Origin of the sequence: Staphylococcus sp. HMSC34C02, assembly GCF_001838705.1 — a bacterium.
GTDB lineage: Bacteria > Bacillota > Bacilli > Staphylococcales > Staphylococcaceae > Staphylococcus > Staphylococcus borealis.
Genome location: NZ_KV838570.1, coordinates 1 through 17,415, shown reverse-complemented (window position 1 = coordinate 17,415; position 17,415 = coordinate 1). Strand labels below are relative to the sequence as shown.

The following is a 17,415-nucleotide window of genomic DNA, read 5'->3' as shown; positions in this document are numbered from 1 at the left end:
AAATCAAGCTTTTCTCAGTTCTAGTCATCCTTGCAATCGCTGGTCCCAGCAAAGATCATTTTACTAAGAAATGCTACAAGCTAAGAAAGCTGGGAGCGGACGACGAATTTCAAAAGCATTCTGTCCCACTCCCATAATGTAAAAAATATATGCAATTTAAAACTATTAGCCCCCTCGAGAGGAGTCGAACCTCTATTTTAAGAACCGGAATCTTACGTGCTATCCGTTACACTACGAGGAGATATAAAGTAACAAAGACAAAATTCTGTACTATTTATCAATTTAAAAGTACAATCTGAATGTATGTTTATAGTGTACAAAATATAATAAAATAAGGTCAAATTTTCTTCGTGTTATATGAGTTTAAATTTTGACCATTTTTGACTTTTCATGTAGAATACTAAATAACAGTTAATCATAAGGAGGAAATATAAATGAATTTAATTCCTACAGTAATTGAAACAACAAATCGCGGTGAACGTGCATACGATATTTATTCTCGTCTATTAAAAGACCGTATTATTATGTTAGGTTCTGCAATTGATGATAACGTAGCAAATTCAATTGTATCACAATTATTATTCTTACAAGCGCAAGATTCTGAGAAAGATATCTACTTATATATTAACTCACCAGGTGGTAGTGTCACTGCTGGTTTTGCTATTTATGATACAATCCAACACATTAAACCAGATGTACAAACTATTTGTATCGGTATGGCTGCATCAATGGGTTCATTCTTATTAGCTGCTGGTGCAAAAGGTAAACGTTTCGCATTACCAAATGCGGAAGTTATGATTCACCAACCATTAGGTGGTGCACAAGGACAAGCAACTGAAATCGAAATCGCTGCTAACCACATTTTAAAAACACGTGAAAAATTAAACAAAATTTTAGCTGAACGTACAGGTCAAAGTATTGAAAAAATACAAAAAGATACGGACCGTGATAACTTCTTAACAGCTGATGAAGCTAAAGCATATGGCTTGATCGATAATGTTATGCAACCTGAAGATTAATCATTAATGTTAAATTATCATAAAAAATGAGTCCGGGACAAAAATTATCTAATGAAGCTATTTTGCAAATTCGCAGTAGCTGACTGAACTGAAAAGGCGCTTAAATCAAGCTTTTCTCAGTTCTAGTCACCCTTGCGGGGGTGGGACAACGAATTTAAAAAGAATTCTGTCCCACTCCCATTTTTTTTATGATTTTTTCGAAGTGCTTTTTAGGAGAAGTCGAATCGAAATCACAAGTAAAATAACACCAATGATTATGAAGAAAATTGACATTAATATAATTACAAAATGATGTTCGAAAGCAAAAATGCCATTTAGTATCAGAAATAGACTAGCGATGATTAATAAAATATACGTTAATTTCTCGTCGTTCATGATTCAAAACTCCAATAATTATGCATCGATTAAATCTTCGAAAGCAATTTTTAAGTTAGGGTAATTAAATGTAAAGCCAAGTGCATCCAATTTATTTGGTAATACCTTTTGCGTATCTAAGACAACTGTAGACATTTCACCAAGTGCGATTCGCATCAAGAACGATGGAACCCATGTTTCATGAGGGCGGTGCATGACACGTGCAAGTGTATATCCGAATAGATTTTGACGTTCAGCTATAGGCGCAGCCATATTGAAAGGACCTTTGGCTTTAGGATGGTCAATGGTAAATAGAATTGCACGTACTAAATCATTAATATGAATCCAAGAATACCATTGGAATCCAGAACCTAATTTGCCCCCTACAAAAAATTTATAAGGCAGTTTCATCGTTTGTAATGCGCCACCATCATCAGATAAAATCATGCTGAATCTTCCTAATACGACACGTGTACCAAATGATTCAAAGCGTTTGGCAAAACGTTCCCACTGATAAACGACATCAGATAAAAAGTCGAAGGGAAGCGTCTGATATTTTTCAGTATACGTTTGATATAAACTTGGTGGATAATAGCCCATCGCACTTGCATTGAAGAGTACTTCAGGTTTATGGGCGCGATTGCTGAATAAATCAACGAGTGCTTGTGTTGATTGGATACGACTAGTCATGATTGATTGCTTGTATGATGGTGTCCAACGTTTGTTTAAAGTTGCACCAGCTAAATTGATAACTACATCTATATCTGGAACTTGAGATGTCCAACCGTCTTTTGACCAATTGATATATGAAATTTTAGGATCATCACTTTGCTTATCGCTACGAGTTAATATTGTAATGTGTACATCGCGATGCTTTAATGCGTTTACTAATTGACTGCCTACCATTCCAGTGCCGCCAGTTATTAAGAATTGCTTCATATTTACACCTCTATTAATTTATTGTATTTGAAAAGACGTTCAATGATCGTTGTTCAAAAAATGTACAACGATTAGTCAATAATATGTCATTTACTATGCTGTAAACAGGATTTAATTTTACAAAGGTTAAGTTATAATAAATTTGTACCTTCGATATAGTAGATTTCAATAGCTTTGAGTAAATTGAGTATACCCCATAGACTACGCAAAATAAACGAAGGTCAATTTTGACTCCCTTTAGTAGAAGCCCATGCGAGCATCGTATGGGCTTTTTGTATATCTATTATAGTACTAATTAATGTAGATTAAGAATAATATGATTAAAGGAATGAAAATGACTGATAATAGCAAAAGGTCAAGCCGAGACGTGTTGCTATCATCATAATTATCATTATTTAACATCATTGACTTTAATCCACGTTTAGGTGCTTTGTCTTCTTCAAAGATATCATCAGAAACAATTTTCTTCATTTATCTCACACTCTCGAATTATAATTAAATTATATTTGCATAATTGATGTTTGTAATTACTTATGATGTTATCATATATAAGTAATTATGTATCAATTTAATTTATGTCTTAATCCTTTTTATATCATTTTCGTGTGAATTACTGTAAAATAATTTGCTGCATATAGGGACTAAACAAATTGAATATATTAAAGTGAGGTAACTTATGTCTAAGAACAATAGAAATAGAGATGACTTTGGTGAACCGGAAAAGAAAAAGATGAGTGGCATTTCGAAACTGATTAGCACGATTATAGTCTTATTATTATTAAGTGGCTTGGCTTTTGCGATTTACGCATTTGTTGATCATTCTAACCGATCAAGTGAACGCTTAAATAATCAATCAACTGAAGAGAAAAAAGACAAGAAAGATAAAAAAGATAAAGAAGAAAATGACAAAAAATCGAGTGAAGAACGTTCGAATGTGACGCAGGAAACTGTTACGCAACAAGCACCTCAAACTCAACAACGTCAGACTCAGCAAGCAACGCCTTCAACACAAGAAATAACTAAACAACCATCAACTGAAGAGAAACAACGTACAAAACAAGATACTAAAGAAGAAAAAACTCAAGAGAAAACAACTAAAGAAGAGGCTACTACTGAAGAAAGCCGTACAAAAGAACAGGCAACACAAGAAAATAATAGCAATCGCAACAACAATAGAAATACGAATGAGTCAAATACGAATAAACCAAATCGTACTCAATCAAGCACACAAACTAGAACACAACAATCACCGCAAACACAACAACGTTCAACAACGCAACCATCTACGCAGCAATCAACTTCAAGACAAACGACACAACGAAATGCTACGTCTACACAAAGCCAATCAAACCAACAATCATCTAATAATAATTAGCAACATCATGGGTCTTGATTAAGACTTGTGATATTAGTATGATTTAAACCCATTAACTGGCAATGAATTAACGTTAAGCATCGATGGTTAAAGGGAATGCAAGTGATGATAGCAGTCTTATGAGATTTCTCATGAGGCTGCTTTTCTTAGTTTAGTCATCAATAGTATGATGACAAAGCGCTAGAATGAATTTGTACCAATACGACATCATTACCGAGCTCCTTATCCACTCGCCATATCTTTAAAACACCCAATTCAATAAAAAAGTAAAAATAATAGAAAGTAGAATAGAAATAACGATTGAAGAAAGGCAACCAAATGGACAACCACAACCATACCGATACCTAACGGAATAATGCGCTCGATCATTAGGGTGCGAATGATTAAAATAGTCATCATCTTTATATCTACGATCATTTGGATCGATAACCTCAACATGATTATCCTCTTCGCGAGCCATTTTTTCTCCTCCTTTAAATGAAGTGCTTCTATTGTAAATGAGAACAACTTACATAGGAAAGTCTTTTGTAAAAGAATAATTATTAAACTTTGAGGGTAATACTATAAAATAAGAGATAAATAATACTTTTCACTATGTGTGCAGTGGGTTTGTTCTACTTAATTTGGGAAATTTTACAGATAATTTTAAATATTAGAGTTTTTCTCTTGCATTTTCATCAACACAATAGTACTATTGCAAGTGTAAAGAGGTTAGATTTTGTCCCAGGCGGGACATAAATAGTCAAACCGTTTTTATACTATTGGTTACCTTTTAGACATAAAGGAGGAAGGTAGTAGTGAAAGACTTGATTAAAATTCAACAGAAGTTGATACCTGATCTCGTGGATAAAATGTATCGACGCTTTTCTATCTTAACTACTATCTCAAATAATCAACCAGTAGGTAGAAGAAGTTTAAGTGAACATATGGATATTACTGAGCGTGTCTTAAGGTCTGAAACAGATATGTTGAAGAAGCAAGATTTAATCCAAGTTAAATCAACTGGAATGGAAATCACTGAAGAAGGTAGATCTGTTTTAAATCAGCTTAACGAATATTTCAATATTTATACTGATGATAATCAATTAGCTGAACAAATTAAGGCCACTTTCGGTATTAAAGAAGTTCATGTTATACCTGGTGATGCAGATGCTCACGAGAACGTAAAATCAGAAATGGGAAGACAAGCTGGTCAATTACTTGAAAGCATCCTATATGAAGATGCGATTGTTTCAGTAACAGGTGGTTCGACAATGGCAAATGTTAGCCGTGCGATGCATCTTTTACCATTTAATGTATTTTTTGTTCCAGCGCGTGGTGGCCTTGGCGAAAATGTTATCTACCAAGCTAACACGATTTCAGCGAGCATGGCGCAACAAACAGGTGGGTATTATACAACGCTTTACGTACCAGATAATGTAAGTGAATCAACGTATAATACACTTCTAATGGAACCCTCTGTGGTTCATACATTAGATAAAATCAAACAAGCAAATATAACAATCCACGGTATTGGTGATGCGCTGAAGATGGCGCGTCGTAGACAATCGTCAGATGAAGTGATTGAAAGCCTTCAACATCACCAAGCCGTTGCAGAAGCTTTCGGTTACTATTTTGATGCTCAAGGCAACGTAGTCTATAAAGTAAAGACGATAGGACTACAACTTGAAGATTTAGAAACCAAAGATTTTATATTCGCTGTTGCCGGAGGTCAATCTAAAGGAGAAGCAATTAAAGCTTACTTAAGTATTGCTCCTAAGAATACAGTATTAATTACTGATGAAGCAGCAGCAAAAGTAATATTAAATAAGTAATAAAAAGTTAATAGCTTTTTAAATATCATTTTAAAGGAGGCCATTATAATGGCAGTAAAAGTAGCAATTAATGGTTTTGGTAGAATTGGTCGTTTAGCATTTAGAAGAATTCAAGACGTAGAAGGTATTGAAGTAGTTGCAGTAAACGACTTAACAGACGACGAAATGTTAGCTCATTTATTAAAATATGACACTATGCAAGGTCGTTTCACAGGAGAAGTTGAAGTTATTGATGGTGGTTTCCGCGTAAATGGTAAAGAAGTTAAATCATACGAAGAACCAGATGCAAGCAAATTACCTTGGGGCGATTTAGATATCGACGTAGTATTAGAATGTACTGGTTTCTATACAGATAAAGAAAAAGCAGAAGCACACATCAATGCAGGTGCTAAAAAAGTATTAATCTCTGCACCAGCTAAAGGTGATGTTAAAACAATCGTATTCAACACTAACCACAATGACTTAGATGGTTCAGAAACAGTTGTTTCAGGTGCATCATGTACTACTAACTCATTAGCACCAGTTGCTAAAGTGTTAAGTGACGAATTTGGTTTAGTTGAAGGTTTAATGACAACTATTCACGCATACACTGGTGACCAAATGACTCAAGACGGTCCACATAAAAAAGGCGACAAACGTCGTGCGCGTGCAGCAGCTCAAAACATCGTACCAAACTCAACAGGTGCTGCAAAAGCTATCGGTAAAGTTATTCCTGAAATCGATGGTAAATTAGACGGTGGTGCTCAACGTGTACCAGTTGCTACAGGTTCATTAACTGAAGTAACAGTTGTATTAGAAAAAGACGTTACTGTTGAAGACGTTAACAAAGCAATGAAAAACGCTTCAAACGAATCATTCGGTTACACTGAAGACGAAATCGTTTCTTCAGACGTAGTTGGTATGACTTACGGTTCATTATTCGATGCTACTCAAACTCGTGTAATGTCTGTTGGTGACCGTCAATTAGTTAAAGTTGCAGCTTGGTACGACAATGAAATGTCTTACACTGCTCAATTAGTTCGTACTTTAGAATATTTAGCAGAATTATCTAAATAATTTAGAAGCATAGTTAAATAAACTTGTGCTCAGTATAGATGTACGATTTAAAGTACACTTGTACAAATTATTGAAATAAGTTAGCTTATGAGTAAGCGGGGAGCACTAACGCTTCTCCGCTTATTTTTATATTAGTAATTCCTATTTAGAGGAGGAAATTATAATGGCAAAAAAAATTGTTTCTGATTTAGAATTAAAAGGGAAAGTTGTTCTTGAACGTGCTGATTTCAATGTACCTTTAAAAGACGGTAAAATCACAAATGATAACCGTATTGTTCAGGCTTTACCAACAATTAAATATATCATCGAACAAGGTGGTAAATTAGTTCTATTTTCTCACTTAGGAAAAGTTAAACAAGAAAGTGATAAAGAAGGTTTAACTTTAAAACCTGTTGCTGATGCTTTATCAGAAAAGTTAGGTAAAGAAGTCACTTTCGTACCTGAAACTCGTGGTGAAAAATTAGAAACTGCTATCAAAAACTTAAAAGAAGGCGATGTATTATTAGTTGAAAATACACGCTTTGAAGATTTAGACGGTAAAAAAGAATCTAAAAACGATCCTGAATTAGGTAAATATTGGGCTTCATTAGGTGATGTATTTGTCAATGATGCTTTCGGTACAGCACACCGTGAACACGCATCTAATGTCGGTATTTCTACACATTTAGAAACTGCAGCTGGTTACTTAATGGAAAAAGAAATTAAATTTATCGGTGGTGTTGTCAACGACCCACACAAACCAGTAGTTGCTATCTTAGGTGGCGCTAAAGTATCTGACAAAATCGGCGTCATCAAAAACTTAGTAAATATTGCTGATAAAATTCTTATCGGTGGCGGAATGGCGTATACTTTCTTAAAAGCGCAAGGTAAAGAAATCGGTTTATCATTATTAGAAGAAGATAAAATCGACTTTGCTAAAGCATTACTTGAAAGTAACGGCGATCAAATCGTTTTACCAGTAGATGCAAAAGTGGCAAAAGAATTCTCTAATGATGCTGAAATCACTGAAGTATCAATAGACAACATCCCTTCAGATCAAGAAGCAATGGACGTTGGACCTAAAACTGTTGAGCTATTCTCTAAAGAATTAGAGGGTGCACACACAGTCGTTTGGAACGGACCTATGGGTGTATTTGAATTCAGTAATTTTGCTCAAGGTACAATCGGTGTATGTAAAGCCATTGCTAACTTAAAAGACGCTACTACTATTATCGGTGGTGGTGACTCAGCAGCAGCTGCAATTTCTTTAGGTTTCGAAGATGACTTCACACATATTTCTACTGGTGGCGGTGCATCATTAGAATATTTAGAAGGTATTGAATTACCAGGCATTAAAGCGATTAATAACAAATAATCGACTTATGAAAATGTCTACGTTTTTCTAAACATTTTCTAGGGAAAATGCATAAAGCATGAGACGTTACGTCTTTAAAAGATATTTAACGCTAAAATTACAATTTAAATATATAGGAGTGTAATCAATGAGAAAACCAATCATAGCTGGTAACTGGAAAATGAACAAAACAGTTAAAGAAGCTAAAGACTTCGTTAATAACTTACCAACATTACCTGATGAAAAAGAAGTTGAATCAGTAATTTGTGCACCAACAATCCAATTAGATGCACTAATTTCATTAGTAAATGATGGCAAAGCAAAAGGATTAAAAATTGGTGCTCAAAACACTTATTTTGAAGATAATGGTGCATTCACAGGAGAAACATCTCCAGTAGCATTAGCTGACTTAGGTGTTAAATACGTAGTTATCGGACATTCAGAGCGTCGTGAATTATTCCATGAAACAGATGAAGATGTGAATAAAAAAGCACATGCTGTATTTAATCATGGTATGACACCAATCATTTGTGTTGGTGAAACAGATGAAGAACGCGAAAATGGTAAAGCTAATGAAATCGTTAGTAACCAAGTTGAAAAAGCACTAGAAGGTTTATCAGAAGAACAACTTAAACAAGTTGTTATCGCATACGAACCAATTTGGGCAATCGGTACTGGTAAATCAGCTACTTCTGCTGATGCAAACGAAATGTGTGCACACGTTCGTAAAACAGTAGCTAAAGTAGCAAGCCAAGACGTTGCTGATGCAACACGTATTCAATACGGTGGTAGTGTTAAACCTAACAACGTTAAAGAATATATGGCTCAATCTGACATTGATGGTGCATTAGTAGGTGGCGCATCATTAAAAGTTGAAGATTTCGTACAATTGTTAGAAGGTGCAAAATAATTATGGCTAAACAACCAACAGCTCTAATCATTTTAGATGGTTTCGCTAATCGTGAGAGTGAACATGGTAATGCTGTGAAACAAGCGAACAAACCTAATTTTGATCGTTATTACAGTAAATATCCTACTACTCAAATTGAAGCGAGTGGTTTAGACGTAGGCCTTCCTGAAGGTCAAATGGGTAACTCAGAAGTTGGTCATATGAACATTGGTGCAGGACGTATCGTTTATCAAAGTTTGACACGTATCAATAAATCAATCGCTGATGGTGATTTCTTTGAAAATGATGTATTAAATAATGCTGCACAACATGTTAAAGACCACAATTCTGCATTACATGTCTTTGGATTATTATCTGATGGTGGTGTACACAGTCACTACCAACATCTATTTGCATTATTAGAATTAGCTAAACAAAAAGGTTTAGATAAAGTTTATGTACATGCATTCTTAGATGGTCGTGACGTAGATCAAAAATCAGCACTTAAATACATTGAAGACACTGAAGCTAAATTTAAAGCATTAGGTGTAGGTCAATTCGCATCTATTTCTGGTCGTTATTATGCAATGGACCGTGACAAACGTTGGGACCGTGAACAAAAAGCATATAATGCGATTCGTAACTTTGAAGGTCCTTCTTATGCATCAGCTAAAGAAGGTGTTGAAGCTAACTACGCTAATGACTTAACGGATGAGTTTGTTGAACCATTTATTGTTGAAGGTCAAAATGATGGCGTGAACGATGGAGATGCGGTTATCTTCTTCAACTTCCGCCCTGACAGAGCAGCACAATTATCAGAAGTATTTACTAACAAAGCCTTTGATGGTTTCAAAGTAGAACAAGTTAATGACTTATACTATGCAACATTTACTAAATACAATGACAATGTAGATGCTGAAATTGTCTTCGAAAAAGTTGATTTAACGAATACAATTGGTGAAGTTGCTCAAAATAACAACTTGAAACAATTACGTATTGCTGAAACAGAAAAATATCCACACGTAACATACTTTATGAGTGGTGGACGTAATGAAGAATTTGAAGGTGAACGTCGTCGTTTGATTGATTCACCAAAAGTTGCAACTTACGACCTAAAACCTGAAATGAGTGCATATGAAGTTAAAGATGCATTATTAGAAGAGTTAGACAAAGGTGATTTAGATTTAATCATTTTAAACTTTGCTAACCCTGATATGGTTGGACATAGTGGTATGTTAGAACCAACGATTAAAGCAATCGAAGCAGTGGATGAATGTTTAGGTGAAGTTGTCGACAAAATTTTAGATATGAATGGTTATGCAATTATTACTGCTGACCATGGTAACTCTGATCAAGTGTTAACTGACGATGATCAACCAATGACAACACATACGACAAACCCAGTTCCTGTTATTGTAACTAAAGAAGGCGTTACATTACGTGAAACTGGTCGTCTAGGTGATTTAGCACCAACATTATTAGACTTATTGAATGTTGATCAACCATCAGATATGACTGGTGAATCACTAATTAAGCACTAAATAAAGTTGCGTTTTTAAAGTATAAGGATATTGTAATCCCTAATATAATCACTAAAACTTAGGGATTCAGTCCTTAACTGATATAAATATTTTATTTAAAGATTAAATCAAGCTATAATAGCTTTAGAATCTAAATTAAAGGAGATTTTTAACATGCCAATTATTACAGATGTTTATGCTCGCGAAGTCTTAGACTCACGTGGTAACCCAACAGTTGAAGTTGAAGTATTAACTGAAAGCGGTGCTTTCGGTCGTGCATTAGTACCTTCAGGTGCTTCTACTGGTGAACACGAAGCAGTTGAATTACGTGATGGAGACAAATCACGTTATAGTGGTAAAGGTGTTACTAAAGCAGTTGAAAATGTTAACGAAATTATCGCACCAGAAATCGTTGAAGGTGAATTTTCAGTATTAGATCAAGTATCTATCGATAAAATGATGATTCAATTAGACGGTACACCTAACAAAGGTAAATTAGGCGCTAACGCTATTTTAGGCGTGTCTATCGCAGTTGCGCGTGCAGCAGCAGACTTATTAGGTCAACCTTTATACAAATATTTAGGTGGCTTCAATGGTAAACAATTACCAGTGCCAATGATGAACATCGTAAACGGTGGTTCTCACTCAGATGCACCAATCGCATTCCAAGAATTCATGATTTTACCAACAGGTGCTGAATCATTTAAAGAAGCATTACGTTGGGGTGCTGAAATCTTCCATAACTTAAAATCAATCTTAAGTGAACGTGGTTTAGAAACTGCAGTAGGTGACGAAGGTGGTTTCGCTCCTAAATTTGAAGGTACTGAAGATGCTGTAGAAACAATCATCAAAGCAATCGAAAAAGCAGGTTACAAACCAGGCGAAGATGTATTCTTAGGATTTGACTGTGCATCATCTGAATTCTACGAAAACGGTGTATATGACTACACTAAATTCGAAGGTGAACATGGTGCGAAACGTAGTGCAGCTGAACAAGTTGACTACTTAGAAGAATTAATTGGTAAATACCCAATCATCACTATCGAAGATGGTATGGATGAAAATGACTGGGACGGTTGGAAACAATTAACTGACCGTATCGGTGACAAAGTTCAATTAGTAGGTGACGATTTATTCGTAACAAACACTGAAATCCTTTCTAGAGGTATTGAACAAGGTATTGGTAACTCAATCTTAATCAAAGTTAACCAAATCGGTACTTTAACTGAAACTTTCGAAGCAATCGAAATGGCTCAAAAAGCTGGATACACTGCAGTAGTTTCTCACCGTTCAGGTGAAACAGAAGATACTACAATCTCTGATATCGCTGTAGCTACAAACGCTGGCCAAATTAAAACTGGTTCATTATCAAGAACTGACCGTATTGCTAAATACAATCAATTATTACGTATTGAAGATGAATTATTTGAAACTGCTAAATTCGATGGCATCAAATCTTTCTACAATTTAGATAAATAAGTTTAATACAGAGATTTATTTAATATAATAGAGTTCACGCAAATGTATATTGCCTGTCACAGAGTTGAGACTGTGACAGGCTTTTTTAATCATGTGGCAAACAAAACGAACGCATGTTAAATCGAAGTTGTATATAACAGGTTGTAATTCTTTAAATAAAAAGGTGTTTGCTGAGAATGGAACAGATTTAATTTACGTATTCAAACTGATATAATAGATTTGTATATAAAAGAAGGAGAAGTAAAGATGGAGAATCAGCTTAATCAACCTAGTCAGAGGGAACGAAATGCAGGTAAGTTAATTGGCTACAGTTCTTTAATATTATGTATTTTATTGATCATCCATAACTTTATTGCATTAGATACATTAACGGCTAAGACGTTGTTATCACAGGCAGGTCAGAAAGTCAGTGATAGTGCAGTCGCTAACATCTTAAATAGTTTCAGATACACAGGAATGATGTATATCTTAGCTTATTTAGCGGGTGTCATTGCATTATGGAATCGACATAAGTACTTATGGTGGTTTATGTTTGCAGTTTATGTATCCAATGTATTATTTACATTAGTAAACTTAGCCATGGTTATAAATGCGATTATAGCAGCGAAATCAGTACTATTTATTATTCCAATTATAATTGTTATGATTTGCTCAACCGTATTAGCGTTATATATGCTAATCATTTCAATTGTACGTAAGAGCACGTTTAATCGATAGTCATTGATTATAAAGACGAGTATGTGATATAATTCGGAACGTATATAATGAATGGAGGACAATTTTCATGCATACACTTTTCATAGTACTATTAATTATTGATTGTATTGCATTAATCACTGTTGTATTACTCCAAGAAGGTAAAAGTAATGGACTTTCAGGTGCTATTAGTGGTGGCGCAGAACAGTTATTTGGTAAACAAAAACAACGTGGCGTCGATTTATTCTTGCATAGATTAACAATTATTTTAGCAGTCATTTTCTTTTTAATAATGATTGGTATCAGTTACTTTGGTTTATAAGGTCCGACGATGTTAATGTCGGGCTTTTTTATTTATAATGAATAGAGACGGATGACGTCTTAGATATTCAATTCGTGGACATAACGTCCAAGTTTAAATAATGCATATTTCCGAAGAAATAAGGGAATATTTAATAAGTATAAATATATATGTAAATAAGAGAAATGATGTTTGAAAAGTAAAACAGTATATATTAGTAATTTAGAGATAACGATGGAAGAGGGATTATGAATGCAAATTAAATTACCACAACCGTTCTTCTTTGAGGAAGGCAAACGCGCAGTCTTACTCCTACATGGATTTACAGGTAATTCATCAGACGTAAGACAATTAGGCAGATTTCTACAGAAAAAGGGCTACACGTCATATGCGCCACAATACGAAGGGCACGCTGCACCACCAGAAGAAATTTTAAAATCAAGTCCGCATGTATGGTTTAAAGACGTGCTAGATGGCTATGATTATTTAGTGGAACATGGCTACGAAGATATCGCCGTAGCTGGATTGTCATTAGGTGGCGTGTACGCCTTAAAATTAAGCTTGAACCGTCCAGTGAAGGGTATTATTACAATGTGTGCACCTGCTGAAGGGAAAACGCAAGGTACAATATATGAAGGTTTCTTAGAATATGCGCGTAACTTTAAAAAATATGAAGGTAAAGACCAAGATACGATTGATAAAGAGATGGAAGACTTCCAGCCAACTGAAACGTTAAAAGAGTTAAGTGAGACACTAAATAACGTTAGAAATGAAGTTGATGATGTACTTGATCCAATATTAGTAGTACAAGCTGAAAATGATGAAATGATTAATCCTCAATCAGCAAATTATATATACGATAATGTCGATTCAGAAGACAAACATATTAAATGGTATGCAAATTCAGGTCATGTCATAACAATCGATAAAGAAAAAGAACAAGTATTCGAAGACGTCTATGACTTCTTAGAAACTTTAGATTGGTCTGAATAATCATTTTAAAAATTAAAAGAAAGTAGAAAGGAGGGGCATGATGAATTTAAAGCAATCCATTGAAGACATTGTAAAACAACCTGATTATGAACCCATGTCTGTGCCTGATTTTCAAGATGCTTTAGGTCTTAATAGTGCCGACTCATTTAGAGATTTAATAAAGGTGCTAGTAGAACTAGAACAAGCAGGATTAGTTGAAAGAACTAAAACGGATAGATATCAACGTAAACAATCACATAAAAATACGAACTCTAAATTAATTAAGGGGACATTAAGCCAAAATAAAAAGGGCTTTGCATTCTTACGTCCTGAAGATGAAGAGATGGATGATATTTTTATCCCACCAACTAAGATTAATCGTGCATTAGATGGCGACACAGTGATTGTCGAGATACAGAAGTCTAAAGGTGAATATAAAGGTAAAATAGAGGGCGAAGTTAAATCAATTGAGAAACATTCTGTAACCCAAGTAGTCGGTACGTATAGTGAAGCGAAACATTTCGGATTCGTTATTCCAGATGATAAACGCATAATGCAAGACATTTTCATTCCGAAAGGCCAAAGTCTTGGTGCTGTGGATGGTCATAAAGTGCTCGTTCAGATTACGAAATATGCGGATGGTACGGATAATCCAGAAGGTCATGTATCAGCTATTTTAGGCCATAAGAATGATCCAGGTGTAGATATTTTATCAATCATTTATCAACACGGAATCGAAATTGAATTTCCTGATAATGTCTTGAAAGAGGCTGAGGCAGTACCTGAAGAGATTAAGTCTGAAGAAATCAAAGGACGTACTGACTTGCGTGACGAGCTAACGATTACAATTGACGGTGCTGATGCAAAAGATTTAGACGATGCAATTAGCGTTAAAAAATTAAAAAACGGTCATACTGAATTAACTGTAAGTATTGCAGATGTTAGCTACTACGTTAAAGAAGACTCAGCGTTAGATAAAGAAGCTTACGATAGAGCAACAAGTGTTTATCTAGTAGACCGTGTTATTCCGATGATTCCACACCGCTTAAGTAATGGTATTTGTTCATTGAATCCTGAAGTCGACCGTTTAACATTAAGTTGTCGCATGGAAATCAATGAACGCGGTGAAGTAGTAAATCATGACATATTTGATAGTGTCATTCATTCTAATTACAGAATGACATATGATGCAGTAAACCAAATTATTACTGAAAAGGACCCAAACGTTCGCAAACAATATCAAGAAATTACACCGATGCTTGATTTAGCACAAGATTTATCAAATCGTCTCATTCAAATGCGTAAACGTCGTGGTGAAATTGACTTCGATATTAGTGAAGCCAAAGTATTAGTGAATAACGAAGGTCTACCGACTGATGTAGTTTTACGTGAACGTGGTGAAGGTGAACGCTTAATCGAATCATTTATGTTAGCAGCTAACGAAACAGTGGCTGAACATTTCAATAAATTAGAAGTACCATTCATTTACCGTGTCCATGAACAACCTAAATCAGATCGTTTAAGACAGTTCTTCGACTTTATTACTAACTTCGGTATTATGATTAAAGGTACGGGTGAAGATATCCATCCTTCAACATTGCAATCGATTCAAGAGGAGGTTGAAGGCCGTTCAGAACAAATGGTTATCTCAACAATGATGTTACGTTCAATGCAACAAGCCCATTATGATGATACGAACTTAGGACATTTTGGTTTATCAGCAGAATACTATACCCATTTCACATCACCGATTAGACGTTACCCTGACTTAACGGTTCACCGTCTAATTCGAAAATATCTCATCGATCATTCTATGAATAATAAAGAATTGCATAAATGGGAAGATAAATTGCCGGAATTAGCAGAGCATACGTCACAACGTGAACGTCGAGCTATCGAAGCGGAACGAGATACAGATGAATTGAAAAAAGCGGAATATATGATTCAGCATATCTGCGATGAATTTGAAGGTATTGTAAGTTCAGTAGCAAACTTTGGTATGTTTATTGAATTGCCTAACACCATTGAAGGTATGGTTCATATTTCAAATATGACAGATGATTATTACCACTTTGATGAACGCCAAATGGCACTTATTGGTGAACGCCAAGCAAAAGTATTCCGCATAGGTGATCAAGTTACAGTAAAAGTCACACATGTTGATGTAGATGAGCGCATGATAGACTTCCAAATCGTTGGTATGCCATTACCGAAAAATGAACGAAGTCAACGTCCATCAAGAGGAAAAACCATTCAGGCTAAAACACGTGGCAAATCTCTAGATAAATCAAAAGATGATAATCATAAAGGCAAAAAGAAAAAACGTAAGCAACGAAAAGGTAAGAATCAACGTAATCGTGATAAAAAAGGTAAAACGAATCACAAACCATTTTACAAAGATAAAAGTGTGAAGAAAAAATCACGACGCAAGAAAAAATAATCAGCAAAGAGGTGACAGAGATTAATGGCTAAGAAGAAAACAAAATCACCCGGTACATTAGCTGAAAACCGAAAAGCTAGACATGATTATAATATTGAAGATACCATTGAAGCGGGTATTGCATTAAAAGGGACAGAGATTAAATCCATTCGTCGTGGTAGTGCCAATTTGAAAGATAGCTATGCGCAAGTTAAACGTGGCGAAATGTTCATTAATAATATGCATATTGCCCCTTATGAAGAAGGCAACCGTTTTAATCATGACCCTTTACGTTCTAGAAAGTTATTACTCCATAAAAAGGAAATTATTAAACTTGGAGAACGTACAAGAGAAATTGGATATTCTCTTATTCCATTGAAACTGTATTTAAAGCATGGTCAGTGTAAAGTTTTATTAGGTGTAGCCCGTGGTAAAAAGATACACGATAAGCGTCAAGCTTTAAAAGATAAAGCAATGAAACGTGATGTAGATCGTGCGATTAAGGACCGTTATTAAGCGTGTTTGTTGCTTAATTGGTCTCTATTTGGTATGATAACTGATGTTGTGAATGAACTGATATGTTAGTTAGTGATTGGGGTGACATTCTAACCGAATGCATCATCTCAATCTCGCAAGAATGATTAGAACTGAGAAATGCTTTAGATTAGTAGCCTCTCAGTTCAATCAGTTACTGCGTTTGTACATGATGCCATAAAGGGGTGTTATATACTAAACGTATCTAATATTATTTCGGGGGCGTTTTTGGATTCGACAGGGGTCCCTCGAGCACATTAAGCGTGTCGGAGGGTTGTCTCCGACATCAACACATTTCAGTAAATATAACTGACAAATCAAACAATAATTTCGCAGTAGCTGCGTAATAGCACTCTGCATCGCCTAACAGCATCTCCTACGTGCTGTTAACGCGATTCAACCCTAGTAGGATATGCTAAACACTGCCGTTTGAAGTCTGTTTAGATGAAATCCAATCAAACTAGCATAATACTGGTTGTCTGTTGCTTACTATTATGCGAAATTTATCAATAGACTACACACGTAGAAAGGTGTGTATCAGGACCTCTGGACGCGGGTTCGAATCCCGCCGTCTCCATTATGTAGCCTGCAACCCTTGTGGTTGTAGGTTTTTTATTATAGAGCCGAGTAAAAAAGCGAATGATTCTCTTCTGGGCAGGTACTTCGGTACTTGCCTATTTTTTGGCTCTACGTCAAATCGGACTGATGAGTCCAA

Annotated in this window: 17 protein-coding genes and 1 other RNA gene; 14 read left to right on the top strand and 4 right to left on the bottom strand. The window is 35.2% G+C overall.

The window, feature by feature from the left end; genetic code table 11:
- Nucleotides 1-434 precede the first annotated feature (434 nt).
- Nucleotides 435-1,019: an ATP-dependent Clp endopeptidase proteolytic subunit ClpP gene (clpP, locus tag HMPREF3239_RS04285; protein WP_053029910.1), complete on the top strand. Its 585-nt coding sequence runs from the start codon at nt 435-437 to the stop codon at nt 1,017-1,019.
- A gap of 186 nt (nt 1,020-1,205) precedes the next feature.
- On the opposite strand, the gene HMPREF3239_RS12620 is transcribed toward clpP, so the two are convergent.
- The 3 genes from HMPREF3239_RS12620 to HMPREF3239_RS04275 form a co-directional block, all read right to left on the bottom strand.
- A complete protein-coding gene (locus HMPREF3239_RS12620) occupies nt 1,206-1,394 on the bottom strand; it encodes a hypothetical protein (RefSeq protein ID WP_080365532.1) in 189 nt (62 codons plus the stop codon).
- Between the two features lie 18 nt (nt 1,395-1,412).
- A complete protein-coding gene (locus HMPREF3239_RS04280) occupies nt 1,413-2,312 on the bottom strand; it encodes a TIGR01777 family oxidoreductase (protein WP_070854837.1) in 900 nt (299 codons plus the stop codon).
- A 291-nt stretch (nt 2,313-2,603) separates the two neighbouring features.
- Entirely contained in the window at nt 2,604-2,783 is a 180-nt protein-coding gene (locus HMPREF3239_RS04275) for a hypothetical protein (RefSeq protein WP_053029908.1), read from the bottom strand.
- Nucleotides 2,784-2,988: 205 nt separating this feature from the next.
- Between HMPREF3239_RS04275 and HMPREF3239_RS04270 the strand changes: the two genes are divergently transcribed.
- Entirely contained in the window at nt 2,989-3,687 is a 699-nt protein-coding gene (locus tag HMPREF3239_RS04270) for a DUF4887 domain-containing protein (protein WP_070854836.1), read from the top strand.
- Between the two features lie 241 nt (nt 3,688-3,928).
- Here the strand turns inward: HMPREF3239_RS04270 and HMPREF3239_RS04265 are convergent, their stop codons facing one another.
- Nucleotides 3,929-4,147: a hypothetical protein gene (locus HMPREF3239_RS04265; RefSeq protein ID WP_070854835.1), complete on the bottom strand. Its 219-nt coding sequence runs from the start codon at nt 4,145-4,147 to the stop codon at nt 3,929-3,931.
- Between the two features lie 337 nt (nt 4,148-4,484).
- Between HMPREF3239_RS04265 and HMPREF3239_RS04260 the strand changes: the two genes are divergently transcribed.
- The 12 genes from HMPREF3239_RS04260 (at nt 4,485) to ssrA (ending at nt 17,280) form a co-directional block, all read left to right on the top strand.
- Complete coding sequence (locus tag HMPREF3239_RS04260) at nt 4,485-5,501, top strand: sugar-binding transcriptional regulator (protein ID WP_070854834.1); 1,017 nt, start codon at nt 4,485-4,487, stop codon at nt 5,499-5,501.
- Between the two features lie 48 nt (nt 5,502-5,549).
- Nucleotides 5,550-6,557, top strand: a complete 1,008-nt coding sequence (gap, locus tag HMPREF3239_RS04255; protein ID WP_011276377.1) for a type I glyceraldehyde-3-phosphate dehydrogenase — start codon at nt 5,550-5,552, stop codon at nt 6,555-6,557.
- Nucleotides 6,558-6,720: 163 nt separating this feature from the next.
- Complete coding sequence (gene pgk, locus HMPREF3239_RS04250; RefSeq protein ID WP_053029904.1) at nt 6,721-7,911, top strand: phosphoglycerate kinase; 1,191 nt, start codon at nt 6,721-6,723, stop codon at nt 7,909-7,911.
- A 127-nt stretch (nt 7,912-8,038) separates the two neighbouring features.
- The gene (tpiA, locus tag HMPREF3239_RS04245) at nt 8,039-8,800 is read left to right on the top strand and encodes a triose-phosphate isomerase (RefSeq protein WP_070854833.1); all 762 of its coding nucleotides are present in this window, start codon (nt 8,039-8,041) and stop codon (nt 8,798-8,800) included.
- 2 nt (nt 8,801-8,802) lie between these two features.
- A complete protein-coding gene (gene gpmI, locus HMPREF3239_RS04240) occupies nt 8,803-10,320 on the top strand; it encodes a 2,3-bisphosphoglycerate-independent phosphoglycerate mutase (protein WP_053029902.1) in 1,518 nt (505 codons plus the stop codon).
- A 153-nt stretch (nt 10,321-10,473) separates the two neighbouring features.
- Entirely contained in the window at nt 10,474-11,778 is a 1,305-nt protein-coding gene (gene eno, locus HMPREF3239_RS04235) for a surface-displayed alpha-enolase (RefSeq protein WP_011276373.1), read from the top strand.
- Between the two features lie 246 nt (nt 11,779-12,024).
- Nucleotides 12,025-12,495, top strand: coding sequence for a hypothetical protein (locus tag HMPREF3239_RS04230; RefSeq protein ID WP_053029901.1), 471 nt, complete (start codon nt 12,025-12,027; stop codon nt 12,493-12,495).
- Between the two features lie 67 nt (nt 12,496-12,562).
- Nucleotides 12,563-12,796, top strand: coding sequence for a preprotein translocase subunit SecG (gene secG, locus HMPREF3239_RS04225; protein WP_011276371.1), 234 nt, complete (start codon nt 12,563-12,565; stop codon nt 12,794-12,796).
- A 231-nt stretch (nt 12,797-13,027) separates the two neighbouring features.
- Nucleotides 13,028-13,768, top strand: coding sequence for an alpha/beta hydrolase (locus HMPREF3239_RS04220; RefSeq protein WP_053029900.1), 741 nt, complete (start codon nt 13,028-13,030; stop codon nt 13,766-13,768).
- A gap of 40 nt (nt 13,769-13,808) precedes the next feature.
- Entirely contained in the window at nt 13,809-16,187 is a 2,379-nt protein-coding gene (gene rnr, locus HMPREF3239_RS04215; RefSeq protein WP_070854832.1) for a ribonuclease R, read from the top strand.
- A gap of 24 nt (nt 16,188-16,211) precedes the next feature.
- Nucleotides 16,212-16,682, top strand: a complete 471-nt coding sequence (smpB, locus tag HMPREF3239_RS04210; protein WP_011276368.1) for an SsrA-binding protein SmpB — start codon at nt 16,212-16,214, stop codon at nt 16,680-16,682.
- Nucleotides 16,683-16,918: 236 nt separating this feature from the next.
- Nucleotides 16,919-17,280, top strand: a transfer-messenger RNA (tmRNA) gene (ssrA, locus tag HMPREF3239_RS04205).
- Nucleotides 17,281-17,415 lie beyond the last annotated feature (135 nt).

Coding starts and splice junctions, on each gene's coding strand:
- HMPREF3239_RS12620 (WP_080365532.1), bottom strand. CDS start 1,394: ATGAACGACGAGAAATTAACGTATATTTTATTAATCATCGCTAGTCTA.
- pgk (WP_053029904.1), top strand. CDS start 6,721: ATGGCAAAAAAAATTGTTTCTGATTTAGAATTAAAAGGGAAAGTTGTT.
- eno (WP_011276373.1), top strand. CDS start 10,474: ATGCCAATTATTACAGATGTTTATGCTCGCGAAGTCTTAGACTCACGT.
- HMPREF3239_RS04220 (WP_053029900.1), top strand. CDS start 13,028: ATGCAAATTAAATTACCACAACCGTTCTTCTTTGAGGAAGGCAAACGC.
- HMPREF3239_RS04230 (WP_053029901.1), top strand. CDS start 12,025: ATGGAGAATCAGCTTAATCAACCTAGTCAGAGGGAACGAAATGCAGGT.
- HMPREF3239_RS04270 (WP_070854836.1), top strand. CDS start 2,989: ATGTCTAAGAACAATAGAAATAGAGATGACTTTGGTGAACCGGAAAAG.
- clpP (WP_053029910.1), top strand. CDS start 435: ATGAATTTAATTCCTACAGTAATTGAAACAACAAATCGCGGTGAACGT.
- secG (WP_011276371.1), top strand. CDS start 12,563: ATGCATACACTTTTCATAGTACTATTAATTATTGATTGTATTGCATTA.
- gap (WP_011276377.1), top strand. CDS start 5,550: ATGGCAGTAAAAGTAGCAATTAATGGTTTTGGTAGAATTGGTCGTTTA.
- rnr (WP_070854832.1), top strand. CDS start 13,809: ATGAATTTAAAGCAATCCATTGAAGACATTGTAAAACAACCTGATTAT.
- HMPREF3239_RS04280 (WP_070854837.1), bottom strand. CDS start 2,312: ATGAAGCAATTCTTAATAACTGGCGGCACTGGAATGGTAGGCAGTCAA.
- tpiA (WP_070854833.1), top strand. CDS start 8,039: ATGAGAAAACCAATCATAGCTGGTAACTGGAAAATGAACAAAACAGTT.
- smpB (WP_011276368.1), top strand. CDS start 16,212: ATGGCTAAGAAGAAAACAAAATCACCCGGTACATTAGCTGAAAACCGA.
- HMPREF3239_RS04275 (WP_053029908.1), bottom strand. CDS start 2,783: ATGAAGAAAATTGTTTCTGATGATATCTTTGAAGAAGACAAAGCACCT.
- HMPREF3239_RS04265 (WP_070854835.1), bottom strand. CDS start 4,147: ATGGCTCGCGAAGAGGATAATCATGTTGAGGTTATCGATCCAAATGAT.
- gpmI (WP_053029902.1), top strand. CDS start 8,803: ATGGCTAAACAACCAACAGCTCTAATCATTTTAGATGGTTTCGCTAAT.